Annotated in this window: 18 protein-coding genes; 12 read left to right on the forward strand and 6 right to left on the reverse strand. The window is 57.7% G+C overall.

The window, feature by feature from the left end; all coding sequences use genetic code 11:
* Positions 1 to 7 precede the first annotated feature (7 nt).
* From ACMGG5_RS11585 to pheP, 6 genes are all read left to right on the forward strand, one after another.
* The gene (locus ACMGG5_RS11585) at positions 8 to 1,024 is read left to right on the forward strand and encodes an iron ABC transporter substrate-binding protein (protein WP_024906891.1); all 1,017 of its coding nucleotides are present in this window, start codon (positions 8 to 10) and stop codon (positions 1,022 to 1,024) included.
* Positions 1,025 to 1,048: 24 nt separating this feature from the next.
* Positions 1,049 to 2,623 (forward strand): ABC transporter permease, encoded by a 1,575-nt coding sequence (locus ACMGG5_RS11590; RefSeq protein WP_370884044.1) that lies wholly within the window; start codon positions 1,049 to 1,051, stop codon positions 2,621 to 2,623.
* A 1-nt stretch (position 2,624) separates the two neighbouring features.
* Complete coding sequence (locus ACMGG5_RS11595; protein WP_090417944.1) at positions 2,625 to 3,656, forward strand: ABC transporter ATP-binding protein; 1,032 nt, start codon at positions 2,625 to 2,627, stop codon at positions 3,654 to 3,656.
* A 150-nt stretch (positions 3,657 to 3,806) separates the two neighbouring features.
* The gene (yahO, locus tag ACMGG5_RS11600) at positions 3,807 to 4,082 is read left to right on the forward strand and encodes a DUF1471 family periplasmic protein YahO (RefSeq protein ID WP_048225977.1); all 276 of its coding nucleotides are present in this window, start codon (positions 3,807 to 3,809) and stop codon (positions 4,080 to 4,082) included.
* Between the two features lie 184 nt (positions 4,083 to 4,266).
* Positions 4,267 to 6,450, forward strand: coding sequence for a TonB-dependent receptor (locus ACMGG5_RS11605; protein ID WP_420277876.1), 2,184 nt, complete (start codon positions 4,267 to 4,269; stop codon positions 6,448 to 6,450).
* Between the two features lie 103 nt (positions 6,451 to 6,553).
* Positions 6,554 to 7,942, forward strand: a complete 1,389-nt coding sequence (gene pheP, locus ACMGG5_RS11610; RefSeq protein ID WP_248272945.1) for a phenylalanine transporter — start codon at positions 6,554 to 6,556, stop codon at positions 7,940 to 7,942.
* A gap of 86 nt (positions 7,943 to 8,028) precedes the next feature.
* Here pheP and ACMGG5_RS11615 read toward each other — a convergent pair whose 3' ends face one another.
* Together ACMGG5_RS11615 and ACMGG5_RS11620 are read right to left on the reverse strand one after the other, a co-directional pair.
* Positions 8,029 to 9,273, reverse strand: a complete 1,245-nt coding sequence (locus tag ACMGG5_RS11615; RefSeq protein WP_024906897.1) for a mechanosensitive ion channel family protein — start codon at positions 9,271 to 9,273, stop codon at positions 8,029 to 8,031.
* Between the two features lie 65 nt (positions 9,274 to 9,338).
* Positions 9,339 to 10,775, reverse strand: coding sequence for an MFS transporter (locus ACMGG5_RS11620; protein ID WP_024906898.1), 1,437 nt, complete (start codon positions 10,773 to 10,775; stop codon positions 9,339 to 9,341).
* 107 nt (positions 10,776 to 10,882) lie between these two features.
* Here ACMGG5_RS11620 and ACMGG5_RS11625 point away from each other — a divergent pair, with 107 nt between their 5' ends.
* On the forward strand, positions 10,883 to 11,752 hold the full coding sequence (locus ACMGG5_RS11625) for a helix-turn-helix transcriptional regulator (protein ID WP_420277877.1): 870 nt from the start codon (positions 10,883 to 10,885) through the stop codon (positions 11,750 to 11,752).
* A gap of 150 nt (positions 11,753 to 11,902) precedes the next feature.
* The gene (locus ACMGG5_RS11630; protein WP_420277878.1) at positions 11,903 to 12,505 is read left to right on the forward strand and encodes a hypothetical protein; all 603 of its coding nucleotides are present in this window, start codon (positions 11,903 to 11,905) and stop codon (positions 12,503 to 12,505) included.
* 27 nt (positions 12,506 to 12,532) lie between these two features.
* Here ACMGG5_RS11630 and nfsB read toward each other — a convergent pair whose 3' ends face one another.
* From nfsB to ACMGG5_RS11645, 3 genes are all read right to left on the reverse strand, one after another.
* Positions 12,533 to 13,186, reverse strand: a complete 654-nt coding sequence (gene nfsB / locus ACMGG5_RS11635) for an oxygen-insensitive NAD(P)H nitroreductase (RefSeq protein WP_024906901.1) — start codon at positions 13,184 to 13,186, stop codon at positions 12,533 to 12,535.
* 120 nt (positions 13,187 to 13,306) lie between these two features.
* Positions 13,307 to 13,675: an MmcQ/YjbR family DNA-binding protein gene (locus ACMGG5_RS11640; RefSeq protein ID WP_420277879.1), complete on the reverse strand. Its 369-nt coding sequence runs from the start codon at positions 13,673 to 13,675 to the stop codon at positions 13,307 to 13,309.
* Positions 13,665 to 14,255: a TetR/AcrR family transcriptional regulator gene (locus ACMGG5_RS11645; protein WP_024906903.1), complete on the reverse strand. Its 591-nt coding sequence runs from the start codon at positions 14,253 to 14,255 to the stop codon at positions 13,665 to 13,667. The genes ACMGG5_RS11640 and ACMGG5_RS11645 overlap by 11 nt, the downstream gene beginning before the upstream one ends.
* Positions 14,256 to 14,445: 190 nt before the next feature.
* On the opposite strand from ACMGG5_RS11645, the gene ACMGG5_RS11650 reads away from it, so the two are divergent.
* Positions 14,446 to 15,549 carry an MBL fold metallo-hydrolase gene (locus tag ACMGG5_RS11650; protein WP_420277880.1) on the forward strand — a complete coding sequence of 368 codons (1,104 nt, stop codon included), beginning with the start codon at positions 14,446 to 14,448 and terminating at the stop codon, positions 15,547 to 15,549.
* Between the two features lie 32 nt (positions 15,550 to 15,581).
* A complete protein-coding gene (locus tag ACMGG5_RS11655; RefSeq protein WP_010428317.1) occupies positions 15,582 to 15,923 on the forward strand; it encodes a RamA family antibiotic efflux transcriptional regulator in 342 nt (113 codons plus the stop codon).
* Between the two features lie 54 nt (positions 15,924 to 15,977).
* Here ACMGG5_RS11655 and ACMGG5_RS11660 read toward each other — a convergent pair whose 3' ends face one another.
* Positions 15,978 to 16,226 carry a DUF1158 domain-containing protein gene (locus ACMGG5_RS11660; RefSeq protein WP_013097677.1) on the reverse strand — a complete coding sequence of 83 codons (249 nt, stop codon included), beginning with the start codon at positions 16,224 to 16,226 and terminating at the stop codon, positions 15,978 to 15,980.
* Between the two features lie 479 nt (positions 16,227 to 16,705).
* On the opposite strand from ACMGG5_RS11660, the gene ACMGG5_RS11665 reads away from it, so the two are divergent.
* Together ACMGG5_RS11665 and ACMGG5_RS11670 are read left to right on the forward strand one after the other, a co-directional pair.
* On the forward strand, positions 16,706 to 19,414 hold the full coding sequence (locus ACMGG5_RS11665) for a cation-transporting P-type ATPase (RefSeq protein ID WP_420277881.1): 2,709 nt from the start codon (positions 16,706 to 16,708) through the stop codon (positions 19,412 to 19,414).
* A 120-nt stretch (positions 19,415 to 19,534) separates the two neighbouring features.
* Positions 19,535 to 20,599, forward strand: coding sequence for an efflux RND transporter periplasmic adaptor subunit (locus tag ACMGG5_RS11670; RefSeq protein ID WP_420277882.1), 1,065 nt, complete (start codon positions 19,535 to 19,537; stop codon positions 20,597 to 20,599).
* Positions 20,600 to 20,603 lie beyond the last annotated feature (4 nt).

The following is a 20,603-nucleotide window of genomic DNA, read 5'->3' on the forward strand; positions in this document are numbered from 1 at the left end:
TATGTTCATGAATTCTCGCCTGCTGTCCTGCTTCTCGCTTGCCTTGTTGTCGTCATCCCTTTTCCTTTCCACACAATCAGTTGCCGCCGATAACAACGAAGGTATCGTTGTGTATAACGCGCAGCATGAAAACCTGGTGAAGTCGTGGGTTGACGGTTTTACCAAAGAAACCGGCATTAAAGTGACTTTGCGTAATGGTGATGACAGCGAGCTGGGTAACCAGCTGGTTCAGGAAGGCAGCGCATCGCCGGCCGACGTATTCCTGACGGAAAACTCGCCGTCCATGGTGCTGGTGGATAACGCTAACCTGTTTGCGCCGCTGGATGCAGACACCCTGAAGCAGGTACCGGCAGAGTATCGTCCGGCGCATGGTCGCTGGATCGGCATTGCCGCCCGCAGCACGGTATTCGTCTATAACCCGGCAAAACTGAACGAGCAGCAGCTGCCTAAGTCTCTGATGGATCTGGCGAAACCCGAGTGGAAAGGCCGCTGGGCGGCATCACCGTCAGGCGCGGATTTCCAGGCCATCGTGAGCGCGATGCTGGCTCTGAAAGGCGAAAAGGCCACTCTGGAATGGCTTAAGGCGATGAAAGCTAATTTCGTTGCCTATAAAGGCAACAGCACGGTGATGAAAGCCGTCAATGCCGGCCAGATTGATGGCGGCGTGATTTATCACTACTACCGCTTTGTCGATCAGTCCAAAACCGGTGAAAACAGCAAAAACACTCAGCTCTACTACTTCAAACACCAGGATCCGGGCGCGTTTGTGAGCCTCTCTGGCGGTGGCGTGCTGGCGTCCAGCAAGCACAAAGCGCAGGCGCAGGCCTTCATCAAATACATTACCGGCAAAGAAGGTCAGGAGAGTCTGCGTACCAACAACGCCTTTGAATACGCTGTGGGCGTAAACGCGGCCTCAAACCCGAAACTGGTCCCGCTGAAAGATCTTGATGCACCGAAAGTTGAACCTTCAACGCTCAACAGTAAAAAAGTTATCGAGCTGATGACGCAAGCCGGTCTGCTGTGATCCTGAGAGTGAAGTGAACGTCTTATGTCTGGTCTGAGTCTCGACATCGGAAAAAACAGAGTGCAGGAGCCTGCCCGCAGGCGTCCTGCACTGCCGATGGTTGCGTTAGCTGTGTTGTTTTCATTAATGGCGCTTCTGCCTTTGGGTTTTATCATTGCCATTGGCATTGAGACCGGATGGGAAACCATTAAGGCGCTGGTATTTCGCCCGCGTGTTGCTGAGCTACTCAGCAACACGCTGTGGCTGACGGCTTTAGCGGTTCCGCTGTGTATCGTGACGGGCGTGGCGATAGCCTGGCTCACCGAGCGCACACAGCTTGCCGGTCGAGGGATCTGGTCTGCACTGGCGGTCGCCCCGCTGGCGATCCCCGCGTTTGTGCAAAGCTATGCCTGGGTGAGCGTTGTCCCGTCCATGCATGGGCTCTCCGCGGGCGTGTTCCTCTCCGTTCTGGCCTACTATCCGTTTATCTATATGCCGGTTGCGGCGGTGCTGCGTCGTCTTGACCCGACGCTTGAAGATGTCGCCGCGTCGCTCGGCACGCCGCCCTGGCGGGTCTTTTTCCGCGTGGTGCTGCCTCAGCTCAAGCTGGCTATCTGCGGCGGCGCGCTGCTGGTGGCGCTGCATCTGCTGGCGGAATATGGCCTGTACGTGATGATCCGCTTTGATACCTTCACCACGGCAATCTATGACCAGTTCCAGTCTACCTTCAGCGGCCCGGCGGCGAACATGCTGGCGGGCGTGCTGGCCTTATGCTGTCTGGCTATTCTGGTGCTGGAAGGCGTAACGCGCGGAAAAGCACGCTACGCGCGCATTGGCGCCGGGGCCGCGCGCGAGCAAAAACGCTTGCCGCTGAAGCCTGCGGCTGCCGCGCTGGGCCAGCTGTTTTTCATCGTGCTGATCGTGCTGGCGCTGGGCGTGCCGTTGATTGTCCTGTGCCGCTGGATTTGGCTCGGCGGCGTGCAAAACTGGATGAGTCCCGATCTCTGGCACTCCCTGCGCCAGACGCTGATGCTCGGCGTGGGCGGTGCGCTCCTGACAACGGCGTGCGTGATCCCCATCGCGTGGCTCGGTATCCGCTATCCGCACCGTATCTTCCGGATGCTGGAAGGGTGCATCTATATCACCAGTTCACTGCCGGGCATTGTCACGGCGCTGGCGCTGGTCACCGTCACCATTCATTACGCCCGCCCCATTTACCAGACGGAAATTACCCTGTTCCTGGCCTACCTGCTGATGTTTATGCCCCGAGCGCTCATCAACCTTCGGGCGGGGATTGCGCAGGCACCGGTCGAGCTGGAAAACGTGGCGCGCAGCCTGGGTAGCACGCCCGCGAAGGCGCTCTGGAGCGTCACGATGCGGCTGGCCGCACCGGGTGCGGCGGCGGGTGCCGCGCTGGTTTTCCTCGGCGTCAGCAACGAGTTGACCGCCACGCTGTTGCTCTCTCCGCTGGGCACGCGCACGCTCTCTACCGGATTCTGGGCGCTGACCAGTGAAATTGACTATGTGGCCGCCGCGCCTTACGCGATGCTGATGATCCTGATTTCACTCCCGCTGACCGCCATTCTCTATATGCAGTCGAAAAAAATTGCAGGGCTATGACATGCTTGAATTAACCGCCATTTCTAAATCGTTTGCTGATGTGCAGGTGCTCGACAGCTTAAACCTGAGCGTTGCGCCGGGGAGCAGGACGGCGATTGTCGGGCCGTCCGGGTCGGGGAAAACCACGCTGCTGCGTATTCTTGCCGGTTTCGAAACGCCTGACACCGGGCGTATTGTCATGCAGGGGAGAACGCTGTTTGATGAAAACCGTTTTGTCCCTGCCCACCAGCGCGGGATCGGTTTTGTACCTCAGGAGGGGGCGCTGTTCCCGCACCTCAACGTGGCAGACAACATTGCCTGGGGGCTGGACGGCACCCGCCACGAGAAACGCCAGCGCGTTGAGGCGCTGATGGAGATGGTGTCTCTGGACAGGCAACTGGCAACGCACTGGCCCCACGAGATTTCCGGCGGGCAGCAGCAGCGCGTGGCGCTTGCCCGTGCGCTGGCCCAGCGTCCTTCACTGATGCTGCTGGATGAACCGTTCTCGGCGCTGGATACCGGCCTGCGCGCCATGACGCGTAAGGCAACGGCCGATCTGCTGGCCGAAGCGGGCGTGGCTTCGATTCTGGTCACCCACGATCAGAACGAAGCGTTGTCCTTTGCCACGCAGGTTGCCGTGATGCGCTCCGGACGCTTCACACAGGTCGGTACGCCTTATGAGGTTTACACCCGTCCCGTTGACGAAGAGACTGCGCTGTTTCTTGGCGACGCCGTGATCCTGCCAGCTCAGCTCGCTGCCGGGTATGCCGTGTGCGCGCTGGGTGAAGTGCCGACGGACAACGCGCATGCGACAGGACAGGGCAGGGTGATGATGCGCCCTGAACAATTACGCGTGACGGCATGTGCCTCACATGAAAGCCCGATCTCGATTCTTGATGTGGACTTCACCGGACAGCTATCGACGCTCACCCTCGGATTAGCCGGGCAGCAACAGCCCGTGATTCTGAAGACCGTCAGCCAGCCAGGATGGAACCCGGGCACGGCGGTACGCATTGATATTGCTGGCACCGCGCGGGTATTCGAATATTCTTAATATTCGTTAGTAATTTCATGCAACGGGTTGTTATAAAAGAATTTTCCTGAACGTATGGCATTTCCTGAGATTCTCTACCATGCTCATAAAACCTCACCACAATGCGTGAGGTTTTTCGTAGTTGCTGCTTAATCTCAAGGAAAAAAAGTTATGAAAAAGACGACTGCTATTTTGTTGGGAACGGCGTTACTGTTTACAACCAATGCTTTTGCTGCCCAACTGCTGACTAAAAATGAGTTCAAGAAAGTCGAGTCTCAGTATAAAAAAATCGGTACGGTAAGCACTTCAAATGAAGTATCGGTTGATGATGCAAAAAAAGAACTGATTGAGAAAGCCGATAAGAAAGGCGCGGATGTCCTGGTGCTCACCTCAGGGAACACCAACAATAAAATTCACGGTACGGCCAATATCTACAAGAAAAAATAACGTCACTGCAGCCACCCCCGCAACGGGGTGGTTGTTCCCCTCATTTCTCGCCAAACCTCCTCATGAACGCGGTTACACTTGCTAATGTATGTGTAATGCGTATAGTTCTCATTTGTATTTTGATAAACACATTCTAAGGCCCGACAACGGGTCATTTTTGCGCGCACGTTTAAATGAGTTAACGATGAACAACACCAAAATAAACAACACGCTGTTGGCGCTCGCCGTTGGCGCGGTGACGCATTCCGTCTTCGCGGCGGACGATCAAAAAGAGGAAACCCTCGTTGTCCAGGCTGCACCAGCCAGCGATTTCAAACCCGGTGGCGATCGGCTGGTACCGGCCTTCCTCGACGGACAGGTGGCAAACGGCGGACGGATGGGGATGCTGGGCCAGCAGAACGCCATGGACGTACCGTTCAACATCATCAGCTACACCTCAAAGCTGGTGGAAGATCAGCAGGCGAAAACCATTGCTGACGTGGTCGCCAACGACGCGGGCGTGCAGTTCGTTCAGGGGTTCGGTAACAGCGCGGAAACCTACCGTATTCGTGGCCTGAAGTTCGACGGTGACGACATGACCTTTGGCGGGCTGTCCGGCGTGCTGCCGCGCCAGGTGGTGGATACCCAGATGGTTGAGCGCATTGAGATCTTCAAAGGGGCAAACGCCCTGATGAACGGCGCGGCGAGCTCCGGCGTGGGCGGGATGATCAACCTTGAGCCAAAACACGCGGGCGAACTCCCGCAGGCGAAAGTGGGCGTGGACTACACCTCAGATTCTCAGATTGGCACCACGCTGGATGCGGGTCGTCGCTACGGCGACAACGACCAGTTTGGCGCGCGGGTGAACCTGGTCCATCGCGAAGGGGAAACCGGCATACCGAACGATCGCCGCCGCACCACGCTGCTCTCTACCGGCCTGGATTACAGCGGTGACCGCTTCCGCACCTCGCTTGATCTGGGCTATCAAAAGAAAACCTTCCACGGTAGCCCAACCAGCGTCAACATTTCGGCGGTGGATTTCGTGCCCGAGCCGCCGAAAAACGATCGCAACTTCTCGCAGAAGTGGGCCTACAGCAACATCGAAAACGAGTTCGGGATGTGGCGCAGCGAGTACGACATCACCGACGGCTGGACCGCCTATACCGGCCTGGGCGCGCAGCATGCGCATGAGGAAGGGATCTACAGCGCGCCGAAGCTGGTAGATAAAAGCGGCAAGGCAACGGTCAGCCGCCTTGATACCAACCGCATCAGCGACTCCGTCAGCGGTATGGCGGGCATTCGCGGTAATTTCAATACTGGTTTCGTCTCGCACAAGGTCAACGTCGGCTATTCGGCGATGACCAAAAACGAAAAAATCGCGTGGAAAATGTCGGCGACGAAGGATAACCCGACGACCAACATCTACCACAATACCGGCGTGGATATGCCGGACAGCAGCAACCTCAACGGCTCAGGCGGGAAATACAGCGATCCGCTGACCAGCGGACGCACCCGTACCCAAGGCTGGCTGTTGAGCGATACCCTGGGTGTGCTGGACGACAAACTGCTGTTCACCGCCGGCGCGCGCCACCAGAAGGTGGTCATTCGCGGGTATAACAAAATTACCGGTGCGGAAAACGCGGCAGACGGCTTCGACGGCAGCCGCTGGATGCCAACCTACGGCGTGGTCTACAAGCCGTGGGAGGAAATCTCCCTCTATGCTAACCATACCGAAGCGCTGCAGCCGGGCAAAACCGCGCCTAATACCGCCACCAACTACGGCCAGAGCACCGGTATCGTGCACTCTAAGCAGAACGAAGTGGGCGTGAAGGCGGACTTTGGCCGCGTGGGCGGATCGCTTGCGCTGTTCGAAATCAAGATGCCGTCGGCGATCCTCGACGACAGAGGCCACTACGGCCTTGACGCCGAGCAGCGTAACCGTGGCGTGGAGCTGAACGTCTTTGGCGAGCCCCTGCTGGGGATGCGCCTCAACGCCAGCGCCACCTGGCTGCAGGCCGAGCTGACCAAAACCAAAAATGGCGTCAATCAGGGGAACGATGCGATCGGTATTCCGAACTTTTACGCCGTGCTGGGCGCAGAGTACGACATCAAGCCGATTGACGGCCTGACCGCCACCGCACGCGTGAACCACTCCGGCGCGCAGTACGCTGACCTGGCAAACACCAAAAAGCTGGACAGCTACACCACGCTGGATCTGGGTATGCGCTATCGCTTCGCGGTGAACCATAATGCAAACCCGATGACCGTGCGCGCGGGCATCGACAACGTGACCAATGAAAACTACTGGGCCAGCGTGGACGATTCCGGTACTTACATCACGCAGGGCGAACCGCGCACCTTTAAGATCTCGGTTGGCTACGAATTCTAAGCGTTCCATCTCGTTATCCGGGGCAGGGATGCCCCAATCCCTTGCTACCTCCAGCATGAAGTGTTAAAACGTGCCCCTTCTAAAAAAGAGACAGGGGTAGGACGTGAAAGACGCGTCATCCGCTTCAGGCTATGGTAGCGCCGAAGCCTCGTCGGATCAGAATCCGACGCTGCAACGTGGTTTGCAAAATCGACATATTCAGTTAATTGCCCTTGGCGGCGCGATCGGTACCGGGCTGTTTCTTGGCATCGGCCCCGCTATTCAGATGGCGGGCCCGGCGGTACTGCTGGGGTATGGTATCGCCGGGATTATTGCCTTCCTGATCATGCGTCAGCTTGGCGAGATGGTTGTTGAAGAGCCGGTTTCAGGCTCCTTCGCGCACTTTGCTTATAAATACTGGGGCCCGTTTGCCGGCTTCCTGTCCGGCTGGAACTACTGGGTCATGTTCGTGCTGGTGGGGATGGCGGAGCTGACCGCCGCAGGCATTTACATGCAGTACTGGCTGCCGGATGTCCCGACGTGGATCTGGGCGGCGGCCTTCTTCATCATTATCAACGCCGTTAACCTTGTTAACGTCCGCCTGTATGGCGAAACCGAGTTCTGGTTTGCGCTGATCAAGGTGCTGGCGATTATCGGCATGATCGGCTTTGGCCTGTGGCTGCTGTTCTCAGGCCACGGCGGCGAGCGCGCCACGATCGATAACCTCTGGCAGCACGGCGGCTTCCTGGCGACCGGCTGGAAAGGGCTGATCCTCTCGCTGGCAGTGATCATGTTCTCCTTCGGCGGATTAGAGTTGATTGGCATCACCGCCGCGGAAGCGCACGACCCGCATAAAAGCATTCCAAAAGCGGTTAACCAGGTGGTATACCGTATTCTGCTGTTCTACATCGGCTCGCTGGTGGTGCTGCTGGCGCTCTATCCGTGGGTGGAAGTGAAATCCGACAGCAGCCCGTTCGTGATGATTTTCCACGATCTGAACAGCAACGTGGTCGCCTCGGCGCTGAACTTTGTCATTCTGGTGGCGTCTCTGTCGGTCTATAACAGCGGCGTTTACTCCAACAGCCGTATGCTGTTTGGCCTCTCCGTACAGGGCAACGCGCCGAAGTTCCTTACCCGCGTCAGCCGTCGCGGCGTGCCGGTGAATTCCTTGTTCCTTTCCGGTGCCATTACGTCGCTGGTAGTGCTAATCAACTACCTGCTGCCGAAAGAGGCCTTTGGCCTGCTGATGGCGCTGGTTGTCGCCACGCTGCTGCTGAACTGGATCATGATCTGCCTGGCGCACCTGCGATTCCGCGCCGCGATGCGCCGCAAGGGACGCGAAACGCAGTTCAAAGCGCTGCTTTACCCGGCGGGGAACTACATCTGTATCGCTTTCCTGGGGCTAATTCTGGTGCTGATGTGCACCATGGATGAGATGCGCCTTTCGGCGATGCTGCTGCCGGTGTGGGTGGTGTTCCTGTTTATTGCTTTTAAGCTCTCGCGCAAAAAGTAGCGCGGTTTTCTCCCTCTCCCTGTGGGAGAGGGCCGGGGTGAGGGCACCTGACCGCACTCACTTTGACGCCCGGTTGCCCACACAGATTACCTGGCGATGACCCCCGACAGGGCGCGAATATCGTTCCCGGTCGGGGACTGGTGAATACGTAACCCAAATTCATCCACCACCGCGAAAATATGGTCGAAGATGTCGGCCTGAATCTCCTCATATTCTGCCCAGACCACCGTGTTGGTGAAGGCATATATTTCAATCGGCAAACCATTCGCGTCAGGCGCTAACTGACGCACCATCAGCGTCATATCTTTGCGAATGCGCGGGTGGTTGCGCAGATATTCGTTCAGGTAGGCGCGGAAGGTGCCGATATTGGTCATTTTGCGCAGGTTTAATACCGATTCCCCTTCACCGTTCTGCTGATTCCACAGGTTAATTTCCTCATGACGTGCGGCCAGATAAGGCTTCAGCAGTTTCGCCTGAATGAGCTTCTGCTGCTCCTGCTCGTCGAGAAAATGAATACTGGTGGTATCAATATTCAGGCTGCGCTTAATACGTCGCCCGCCGGAGGCCGACATGCCGCTCCAGTTGATAAAGGCGTCGGAGACCAGGGCCCACGTCGGAATGGTCGTAATCGTATTATCGAAATTGCGTACTTTCACGGTGGTCAGGCCGATATCCGTCACCGTGCCGTTGGCGCCGTATTTCGGCATTTCCAGCCAGTCGCCGAGCTTGAGCATGTCGTTGGCGGAAAGCTGAATACCTGCCACCAGTCCGAGTATCGGGTCTTTAAACACCAGCATCAGCACGGCGGCCATGGCGCCCAGACCGCTTATCAGAATCGCCGGGGACTGGCCGATGAGCAGGGAGATAATCAATATCCCAACCAGGATGGCGCTCACCAGCTTGATGCCCTGGAAGATCCCTTTCAGCGGCAGCTGTGACGCGGTGGCCATTTTCTGCGACAGATTGAAAATCACGTCCAGCAGCGAGAAGAAGGAGAGCAGGGCATATACCATTACCCACAGCCTGGCGCAGGTAGTGAGAATTTCCGCCGCTTCGCTGCCTTTTTGCAGCCACAGTACCGCCTGGACGTTGACAATTATCCCCTGCAGGGTAAAGGCCAGACGGTGAAATAATTTATTCTGGGTGATGATCTGCAGCCATAAATGGCTGCTGGCCTGCGCGCGTTTTTCGAATGCGCGAAGCACCCCTTTGTGCAGAATAAAATGAACGATGATGGCGGTAAGAAAAATAATACCAAAGATAATCACTAAAGAGGTGGTGTGATTAATTTCAATGCCTAACTCTTCAACCTGAGCAATCAATTCCTGCATAACGTCTCCTGTATTTTTGCAGCCCCATAATGGCGGCTGCGGATCTATTATGCAAATTCACGAACTTATTTGGCGGCCTGGCAGACCTTTACCACCGGCAGGCACAGGCTATGGCGGATGCGCAGCGTCGCCAGAGCCAGCACCACCATCATGGCCGTTTCCACCATCAGGAAGACGTTAACCGCCTGGGTGTAATCCCCGTGATGGTTTTGCAGCGCGTGCAGCAAGATTGCGCCAAAAATGGCCGGGCCAAGACCCAGCGCGGCCTGCTGGAGCGTGCTTAAAATAGCGCTCGCGGCCCCCGCGTCGTCAGGCTGAATGTCGCGCATCCCGATGCGGTAGAAGCTGTTCACGATCAGCGCCTGCCCGTAGCCCACCAGTCCGGTGGCGGGTGCCAGCGTCAGGGCGGTATTCTCCATGCCCCAGACGCGGAACGTGGCGATCAGCGCCAGCAGGCCGGTAATCTGGATCGCCAGACCCGTCAGCAGGATGGTGCTGGTGCTGTAGCGGGCAATCAGCCGCGGCGCGAACCACGCCGAAACAAAGTAGGTCACGCCAAGGGCGATAAAGCTGTTCCCGGACTGCCACGGCGCCATCCCCAGACCCGTTTGCATGGTCAGTGCCATACAGAACATAAATCCGGACCAGACGCTGAAAAAGAGCATCGCAATCAGAATGCCAAAGCGAACGCTGCGAAGCGCAAGCAGGCGCGGCGGGATCAGCGGGTGGGCATTCTCACGCTCTTTTTTGCGCGCATTCAGCGCCATCAGCCAGGCCAGCGGAACAAGGGCGAGCAGCATCGCCTTCAGCGGCCAGGACCAGTGCCACTGCGGGCCGAGCGCCATCGGGAACAGCAGGCAGCAAAGCATGATGGCCAGCAACACGGTACCCGGCCAGTCGATGCGTGACGGCGTCTCGCGACGGGTTTCCGGTACGAAGCGGCGGCTCAGCGCCAGCACCACCAGACAGATCGGCACGTTGATAAAGAAGGCGTTACGCCAGCCCAGTCCGGCGATATCCGCCGACACCAGCCAGCCCCCGCCCATCTGCCCGACGATAAACGCAATCCCGCCGATGCCGCCGAACAGGCTGATGGCTTTTGCATGCGCCGTACCTTTCAGCGTCACGTGCAGCGTGGCAAGAATTTGCGGCATGATCAGTGCGGCACCCGCGCCCTGAACGATGCGCGCGGCGAGCAGCTGTTCAATGTTCCCCGCCATTCCGCACAGCAGCGAGGCCAGACCAAAGCTCGCCACACCCCACATAAACAGACGGCGACGGCCAAAATTATCCCCCAGCTTGCTGCCGAGCGCGAGGCAGACGGCAAAGGCCACGCCGTAGAGCGCGACGATCAGCTCCAGCTCGGTGGCGGTAGCGTGCAGTGAATGGGTAATGGCGTCCAGCGCCACGTTGGTGATTGAGGTATCAATCATCGGCAGCATCTGGCCGGTTAACAGCAATATCAGGCCAGCGCGACCCGGTGAAACAACTGACGTATTCATGGTAACTCCATTGCGTCATTCAACAGATGGTCGTAGCATCTACCATCAGATAAACGGGTACCAGTTCTTGCTTATACTGGTACTGGCACTACCATGCAGGGGGATTTATGGCGCTGATGTCTGAACCCGTCGTCTCACTTCAGGATGACACCCGAAAACAGCTGGGGGCATTTTTACGCGCACGGCGTGAAAGCCTCGATCCGCAGCGCTTAGGCCTGCCGCGCAGCGGTCGCCGCCGCACGCCCGGTCTGCGCCGGGAAGAGGTGGCGATGCTCGCTGACGTGGGCGTAACCTGGTACACCTGGCTTGAGCAGGGCAGGGACGTCAATCCGTCCAGCGCGGTTATGGCGGCCGTGGCAAAAGCGCTGCAATGTACCCCGACCGAGGCCCGGCATCTGTTTGTATTAGCGGGTTTGCCGCCGGGTGAAGCACCCCAGGCGGTCTGCTGCGAGGGCATCAACGAAGGCACACGCCGCCTGCTCGACACCCTGCTGCCAAAACCTGCCAGCATCCAGAAGCCCAATTTCGACATCGTGGCGTGGAACGACAGCTTCGGCCACCTGATGGGGGTGGATTTCAATGAAATCCCGCCGGAAGATCGCAACTGTATTTACCTGTTCCTCACCCATCCGGCGTGGCGCGCGCGCCTCGGCAGACGCGACGACGTGCTGCCCATCTTTGTCTCCTATTTCCGCGCGGCGATGGCCGAGCACCGGGGTGACCCGCTGTGGGAGGCCAAACTGGCGCGCTTCTTTGCGGTGTCCGAAGAGTTTAAAACCCTGTGGCACCAGCGTAACGACGTGCGCGGCGTGGAGAACCAGCTCAAGCTGTTTACCCATCCCGAGCTGGGAGAGTTTACGCTGCAGCAGATGTACTGGTATTCCGCGCCGCGAAACGGGTCGCGTCTGCTGGTGTATCTGCCGGTAGATGAGACGGGGGAGAGGGCGATGGCGTGGCTGGCGGCGCAGGGGAAATAGTTTTTTTGCGAGGGGCTTTCAGGGAGTAAGAGCCGATTCTGCTAAGTGGATGAGACAGGTGTAAGGTGGGTTTAACTTAGCCAGTCGACTGAATCGACATCATTTCGATGAGGTGTTAAGTCGTCTATACTCACGCCATGAGAAACCACCATGTCGCCACTGATGATTGATTCCGCAGATTTCAGCCAAAAATTAGGCCTTATCTCCCGCAACGTGGAACATACTGAAGCGTTTCTTGCGCGGGGCACGGTGGATTTTCATCTGCCCGGATTTATGCTGCCGGTGGGATATCGCCTGTTAAAATCGCGCTACGGTGATGAATATCGTCTCGTCACCACCGACGACGGAAAACCCTATACGACGTATGCCGTTAAGTTGACGTTTCATAAAGAAATTACCTTTCCCCACGGGGCTGCGACACAGGTTATGGTCTGGCGTACGCCACGCGCTGTCCATCAGCGGGTAATCAGTGGATTACCCCAATCCTTCTTCCAGTGGGTGCTAAGCGAATACGACATTGTGGTTTCTGACAGCGAACAAACCGGTGACGGACAGCGGTTTTGGTTACGTATGATCGACTGGGCGTTCAGCATGAATTATCGGATAAGCGTGGCGGACGGTACGGTAGGGGAAGAGTGGCACTTAACACCGGTGAGTTCATACGCCGAGCTGGAGGAGCGCTGGATTGCGTTTGCCTGGGGATACGATCGCGACGTGCATCCACATCGCAGGTTAGTCATCAGTAAAGCGTAACGGGCCGCACAGAGCGGCCCGTGTTGATTAGCACTCAGTCACAATCGTGCTCAGCGGCAGGCGAGATTTCGGCAGCGTGGCGTTGAAATCTTCCACGCTGTGATGCCCAACCGGCACCACCACCAGGCTGGTGAAGCCCTTCTCTTTCAGGCCAAACTCTTCGTCAAGGATCGCGGCGTCGAAACCTTCGATCGGTACCGCGTCCAGACCCATAGCGCCCACGCCCAGCAGGAAGTTGCCGACGTTCAGGTAAACCTGCTTCGCCATCCACTGGTCGTCATCTTTCAGATCCACGCGGTGCATGTCGGCGAAATAGGTGCGGCCCTTATGGTTCGCGGCTTTAGCTTCCGGGGTGTTGAAGCGACCGTCGGCTTCTTCCTGATCGACAACGCGTTCCAGCCAGGCATCGTCCATCGCGGTTTTCGCGCAGAACACCACCACGTGAGAGGCATCCAGCATTTTGCGTTCGTTGAACACATAGGTGCCTGCCGCGGATTTCGCCACGCGCGCTTTTCCTTCCTCGGTGCTGGCCACAATGAAGTGCCACGGCTGGGAGTTGGTGCTGGACGGGCTGTACTGCAGCAGGGTTTTGATTTTTTCCGCTTCTTCCGCGGTCAGTTTTTTGCTTGCGTCGAACGCCTTGGTGGAGTGGCGTTTCAGGGCGACAGAAATGATATCCATAACAACTCCTGGTGATGAAATTCGCCCGCTCGCGGGCGCGAAAGGAAAGCAGATTACCGCGCGAAGCGGCAAAAGATAAGTGCAATTCGAGCGCTTAATCTGTTCGTCTCAGACGAACAATCAGAGTGGCCGGATCCACTTCTGGTCTTTTTTCGGCAGCTTATCCACCACCAGATGCCAGGAGTCATTAATGAGGTCGGTAACCAGTTCCGACGTCACGTCGTCAGTGCCGTAAAGGGAAATCCAGTGCTTTTTACTCAGATGGTACCCGGGTTCTATCCCGCGGTAGATCTGCTGGTTTAACAGTGATTTCTCCGGGTCTGACTTCAGGCTGACGTGCGGCCGCCCGTGTGCGACGGCCACAATCATGAAAATTTTTCCGCCCACTTTGAAGACGTCAAACTCCGGCCCGAACGGCCAGCAGTGTTCGGTGAACGGCAGTTCCAGGGCTACACGCATAGCGTGCTCCTGTAAGGCTTTACTCTCCATTGGCGTCCTCATACGCAAGCCCGCGCCACATCACCTCAAAGCCGAGCGCTTTAAAATCAACGGCGCGGGACGGATCGCGGGTGGCAAATTCCATCGTGCTTTCAGCCAGCGATAAGAAAAGTGCATCGCCAAACGTTTTAAATTCATCCGACATAAACACCGGGCGCACCGAGCGGCGGCACAGCTCATGGAGTTCCGGGAACATATCTTTCACCGCCTGTTCCGTTTCGACGCTCAGCTTTTCACTGACGCCAATCTGGCGGATCGCCGCATGAGAAACGGGGTTACGTATACCCCAGTCCACATAGCTGTTCCAGATATTGCGGGTATGTTCTTTAGGCAGCGTGATGGTGCGATCGAGGTTCGCCAGCATGGTCTGGCAGAGATCCTGCTTCAGATGCACATAGAGGGCATTCAGCAGATCGTCTTTCGTAGCAAAGTAGCGGAACAGGGTACCTTCGGCGACGCCCGCCTTACGGGCAATGAGCGCCGTTGAGGCGGCGATACCTGACTGTGCAAACGCCGCCGTTGCGGCTTCCAATAAGGCCTGTTTTTTATCTTCACTCTTCGGACGTGCCACTAAATTGTTCCCCCTGTCAATGGTTAAAACCCTGATTGAAACACGTGCTTTGACACGCTGCAACGCGGAATGTCAAAGATCGAAAACGTCTTGACGACTTTATCATCATATCTATAATGAGTGCTTACTCACTCATAATCAAGTTTACCCTGCGCACGCTATCGGATGGGGCGCGTTTTCGGGTCAGGATATGAAAAAACCTCTCTTCATCTGCGTGGTGTTAATCATGATTATTGCTTCAGCTGCGAGTTTACCGTTTGTTCTGAATGCCGGATTCGGCCAGCCGCCGCAGGGTGAGCAGCTCACTGAAGTGGAGGCCTCCCCTCAGTATCGCGAGGGGAAATTCCACAATACGCTGCCGACGCCGGGTTATAACGGTGACAAAAACATGCTGGTCGCGATGTGGGAATTTCTGACCAAAAAAACCGAAAACGCCCGCCCGGCCCGGCCGCTTCCGCTGGTGAAAACCGATCTTGCGAGCCTGCCGCTGGAGCAGGACACCCTGGTGTGGCTCGGTCACTCCTCGTGGTACCTGCAGCTCGCGGGCAAACGCATCCTGATTGACCCGGTTCTTGGCAACTATGCCGCGCCGTTCTCGTTCCTCAATAAGGCCTTTGCCGGCGAGTATCCGTGGCGCGCTGAACGCATGCCGGCGATCGACCTGCTGATTATCTCGCACGATCACTACGATCATCTGGATTACGCCACCATCAGGGCGCTACTGCCGAAGGTGAAGCGCGTGGTGACGCCGCTGGGCGTGGGATCCCACCTGCGCTACTGGGGAATGAAGCCCGAGATTATTGACGAGCGCGACTGGAACCAGTCGGTACGCATCAGCGATGAATTGACGGTGCACGTTCTGCCAGCGCGTCACTTCTCCGGTCGCGGCATCAAACGCGATCGCACCCTGTGGGGCAGCTTCATGTTCGTCACGCCAGAGCAGAAGGTTTACTACAGCGGAGATTCCGGTTACGGCCCGCACTTCAGGGCCATCGGTGAACAGTTTGGCGAAGTGGACGTCGCCATCATGGAAAACGGCCAGTACGACCAGGACTGGAAGTACATCCACATGCTGCCGGAGGAAACGGCGCAGGCCTCGGCGGATCTGAACGCGAAAGCCGTGGTGCCCGGGCATAACGGACGTTTCGTGCTGGCGAAACACGCCTGGAACGATCCGCTGATCCAGCTGGCAAAAGCCAGCAAGGATAAAAATTATCGGTTGCTGACGCCGGAACTGGGCGAGCCCGTCCGGGTAAGCGACAGCGCACAAACCTTTCGCGCGTGGTGGGAATAATGTTTAAGCGAGAAGCAGAGGGGGACAGCAGTATGACCATTTCCGCTCAAGTCATCGACACTATCGTCGAATGGATCGACGACAATCTGCACCAGCCATTACGAATAGAAGAGATTGCCCGCCACGCGGGTTACTCAAAATGGCACCTGCAGCGGCTGTTTATGCAGTACAAAGGGGAGAGTCTGGGACGTTATATTCGTGAACGTAAGCTGCTGCTGGCGGCGCGCGATCTGCGAGAATCTGACGCCCGGGTGTATGACATCTGCCTGCGTTACGGGTTTGACTCGCAGCAGACGTTTACCCGTATCTTCACCCGTACGTTCAACCAGCCGCCGGGTGCGTACCGTAAAGAGAACCATAGCCAGACACATTAACCTGTCGCGTGCAGGCCGGGTAAGGCGTAGCCGCCACCCGGCTTTTTTATGGGCTCAGGACGCGAGTGAAAACCAGCGTCGCCAGACGAAACGCAGCACGAAGAACTCAATCGCCCCGAGCAGTAAAAACCACACGCAGAACAGAATGGTGTAGAGCTGGTTAAGATCGACCATGTGAAAGGTCTGAACCAGCTTTTGCGCCAGCACCAGCCCAAGCGAAGGCGCAGGGAGCAGCAGGCACGAAAGCAGGGCCAGCAATAAAATGCCCCCCGCCGTAAGCAGCGATTCTAACGGGTGTTTCATCGTAATGTTAATCGTCAGTTAAAAATGTCATTGTCCGGCATTCTGTAACGTAAAGCAATATCAGCCCCGCTGGCCTTTTTGAATAAAACAAAGACATTATTACTGCGAATTAATAACAACATACGACCCGGCGTTTATATTAATATCGCGTTATGTAAATAAACGTCCGCATCAGGAAAATAATTTTACAAATGTATAGGTGCTATAACCAATTAACGTGGCAATAACAATGGCCGCGATAACGTATAACGCCAGTCTGCGCCCTCGATAAATACCCCACATGGTTCCCCCTCGTTTAGTATTGGTTTAGAAATATTTTGTAAAAATCAGGTCATCGAAATAGTTTTAATCAGTTTTGAATAACCGAGAAGTCATTATATTGCGGTAGATCAATTTTACCCGCAAGTCTTTAAAATGAATTTATTTAAGCCCGAAAGGAATTCAGGCTTCAGTTCACCGGATATTGAAGGAAAAATACGATGACCGAAAAAAAATTGTCCCCAAACATGCCGCCTTCCGGCGGGCTGGCATACCAGCAGACCGCAGAGCAGGTGCTTGCACACGCGCAGAGCCAGGCCAGCGGTTTGGATCGTGCAGAGGCGCAGGCGCGTCTGCAAAAAACAGGGCCGAACGCGCTGCCGGAGAAAAAAGGTAAACCTGCCTGGCTGCGTTTCCTGGCCCATTTTAATGATGTGCTGATTTATGTCCTGCTGGCCGCCGCCGTATTAACGGCAATAATGGGCCACTGGGTGGATACGCTGGTTATTTTAGGCGTGGCGGTAATCAATGCCTTAATTGGCCATATTCAGGAAAGCAACGCGGAAAAATCCCTGAAGAGTATTCGTAATATGCTCGCCAGCGAGGCGCGCGTTATTCGTAACGGTAACCATGAAACAATCCCCACAATTGAAATAGTCCCGGGCGATATTATTGTATTACGCGCGGGGGATCGTATTCCGGCGGATATGCGTTTAATCGAAGCGCATAATTTACGCGTGGAAGAAGCGATTCTGACCGGTGAATCCACCGTGGTGGATAAACACGTTAATCCGCTGAGCGGTGAATTACCGCTGGGCGATCGCACCAACATGGTCTTCTCCGGGACGACAGTCAGCGCGGGCGGCGGCATCGGTGTGGTCACCGCGACCGGTCAGGATACGGAACTCGGCCACATCAACCAGATGATGGCGGGTATCGAAAAGCACCGTACGCCGCTGCTGGTGCAGATGGACAAGCTGGGTAAAGCGATCTTCGCGATTATTCTGGCAATGATGGCCGCGCTGTTTGTCTTCAGCCTGGCGTTCCGCGAGATCCCGATGGGGGAGCTCCTGCTCTCCCTGATTAGCCTGGCGGTGGCTTCCGTACCGGAAGGTCTGCCGGCCATTATCTCCATCATCCTCTCCCTTGGCGTGCAGGCGATGGCGCGCAAGCGGGCGATTATCCGCAAGCTGCCGACGGTTGAAACCCTGGGCGCGATGACCGTGGTCTGCTCGGATAAAACCGGCACCCTGACCATGAACGAGATGACGGTCAAAGCCATCATTACCGCCGACGCCTGCTACCGCGTGGACGGCAACAGCTACGAGCCGGTGGGCAACATCTACCTGGAAGGCAGCGACGAGCCGGTGCAGATCCAGCCGGGCACCGTGCTGGAGCAGTACCTGCGCACCATCGACCTGTGTAACGACAGCCAGCTGATTCAGGACGATCGCGGGCTGTGGGGCATCACCGGTGGGCCGACCGAGGGCGCGCTGAAGGTGCTGGCGGCGAAGGCCAGCCTTGAGCCGGTGATGACCACGCTGGTTAACAAGATCCCGTTCGACTCGCAGTACAAGTACATGAGCACCCACTACCAGATTGGCGGTGAGGAGCAGATCCTGATCACCGGCGCGCCGGACGTCATTTTCGCTCTGTGCGCCGAGCAGCAGACCCGCAACGGTGCGGAAGCCTTCAACCGCACGTACTGGGAAAGCGAGATGGAGCGCTATGCGTGTCAGGGGCTGCGCATGGTCGCCGCGGCGTTCAGGCCGGCGAACGGCGAGCAGGAGCTGACGCACGATGACCTGAGCCACAGCCTGATCTTCCTCGGCATCGCAGGGATGATGGATCCGCCGCGTCCGGAAGCGATTGACGCGATTAACGCCTGCCAGCAGGCGGGGATCCGCGTGAAGATGATCACCGGGGATCACCCGCAGACGGCGATGAGCATTGGCCAGATGCTGGGGATCACCAACAGCGAGCAGGCGGTTACCGGCTACGAGCTGGAGAAGATGGACGACGCCGCGCTGGCGGACGCCGCGGTGAAGTATGACATCTTCGCCCGTACCAGCCCGGAGCATAAGCTGCGCCTGGTGAAAGCGCTGCAGGACAAAGGCGAAATCGTCGGCATGACCGGTGACGGCGTGAACGATGCCCCGGCGCTGCGTCAGGCTGACGTGGGCATCGCGATGGGCATCAAGGGCACGGAAGTGACCAAAGAGGCGGCGGATATGGTCCTGACGGACGATAACTTCGCCACCATCGCCAGCGCGGTGAAAGAGGGGCGTCGCGTTTACGACAACCTGAAGAAGACCATCCTGTTCATCATGCCGACCAACCTGGCGCAGGGGCTGCTGATTGTGATTGCGCTGCTGGCGGGGAACATCATTCCGCTGACGCCGGTGCTGATTCTGTGGATGAACATGGCCACCTCCGCCACGCTCTCCTTCGGCCTGGCCTTTGAGGCCGCCGAGCGCAACATCATGCGCCGTCCGCCGCGTCAGACCGGGCAGCACGTGATGGACGCCTACGCCGTCTGGCGAGTGGCCTTCGTCGGTACCATGATTGCCATCGCCGCCTTTGCGCTGGAAGCCTGGCTGGCCCCGCGCGGCCACAGCGCGGAGTTCATCCGCACCGTGCTGCTGCAGATGCTGGTCTGCGCCCAGTGGGTGTACATGATTAACTGCCGCAATACCGAAGGGTTCTCCCTGAACCGCGGCCTGCTGGCGAATAAAGGGATCTGGCTGGTGACGGGCGTGCTGTTCCTGCTCCAGGCGGCGATTATCTACCTGCCGTTTATGCAGATGCTGTTCGGTACCGAAGCCCTGCCGCTGCGCTACTGGTTTGTGACCCTGGCCGTTGCAGGCGTGATGTTCTTCGTCGTCGAAATCGAGAAGCGACTGACCCGCAGGTTCCGTAAGGCTGCATAACGAAAACCTTACCCCTCACCCTAACCCTCTCCCCACAGGGGAGAGGGGACCGCCCGGTTTTCTCCCTCGCCCCTTTGGGGAGAGGGCCGGGGTGAGGGGAAACAACGCTGAGGTACTCCCATGAAACTCCCGGTCCTGTTTGCACTTCTTGTCAGTACCCTGCAACCCGTATTCGCCGCCGCCATCCCCGTGCGCATCGCCACCGTGGAGCAGACCGCCCATGCCGCCGAGCGCCAGATCCCGGGCCGCATCGAAGCCATCCACACCGTTGAGCTGCGCGCCCGCACGGAAGGCGTGATTACCCAAATCCACTTCCGCGACGGGCAGTACGTGAAAAAAGGCGACGTGCTGTTTGAGCTGGACGACGCCGAGCCGCGCGCCGCCCTGCGCCTGGCGCAGGCCGAAGTGAGAAGCGCCGAAGCCACGCTGCGTCAGGCGCAGCAGCAGCTTTCCCGCTTTGAAAGCCTGGGCAGCAGCAACGCCATCAGCCGTCACGACGTGGACAATGCCCGCATGCAGCGGGACGTGGCGAGCGCCGCGCTGGAGCAGGCCAAAGCCCGCCTCGACACCCGCAGCGTCACCCTGAACTACACCCGCATCGCCTCGCCGATTGACGGCCGCGTGGGGCACAGCAGCTTCCACGTGGGTAGCCTGGTCACCCCGGCGAGCGGCGTTTTGGTGGAGGTCATGCAGCTCGATCCGATCCGCATCGCCTTCGCGCTGGAAGAAGGGGCGTTTGCGACCAAAGCCGGACAGCATGCGGATATCAGCGCCATGAAGCAGGCCTGGCAGGCATTAATTGATAGCAACGGCCAGCGCGTCAGCGGCGAGCTGACGTCGGTGGACAATCGCATCGACCCGCGCACCGCCAGCGTGATGCTGCGCGCCGAGTTTGCCAATCCGCGCCATCAGCTCCTGCCCGGCGGCAACGTAAACGTGACCCTGCGACCGGCAAGCGAGCAGCCGGTGCTGACCCTGCCTGCCGCCGCGGTCCAGCAGAACGGCGACGGGTTCTTTGCCTGGGTGGTTAACGCCGACGGCAACGCCGAAATGCGCCCGCTGAAGGTCGCCGGACAGATTGGCCAGCAGTTCCAGATTTCATCCGGCGTGAAGCCTGGTGAGCGAGCGATTACTGACGGCGCGCAGCGCGTGCAGCCCGGCGCTGCCGTCCAGATACTGAATTAAGGAG

It is taken from the genome of Enterobacter sp. BNK-34, assembly GCF_048684445.1.
Classification (GTDB): domain Bacteria; phylum Pseudomonadota; class Gammaproteobacteria; order Enterobacterales; family Enterobacteriaceae; genus Enterobacter; species Enterobacter pseudoroggenkampii.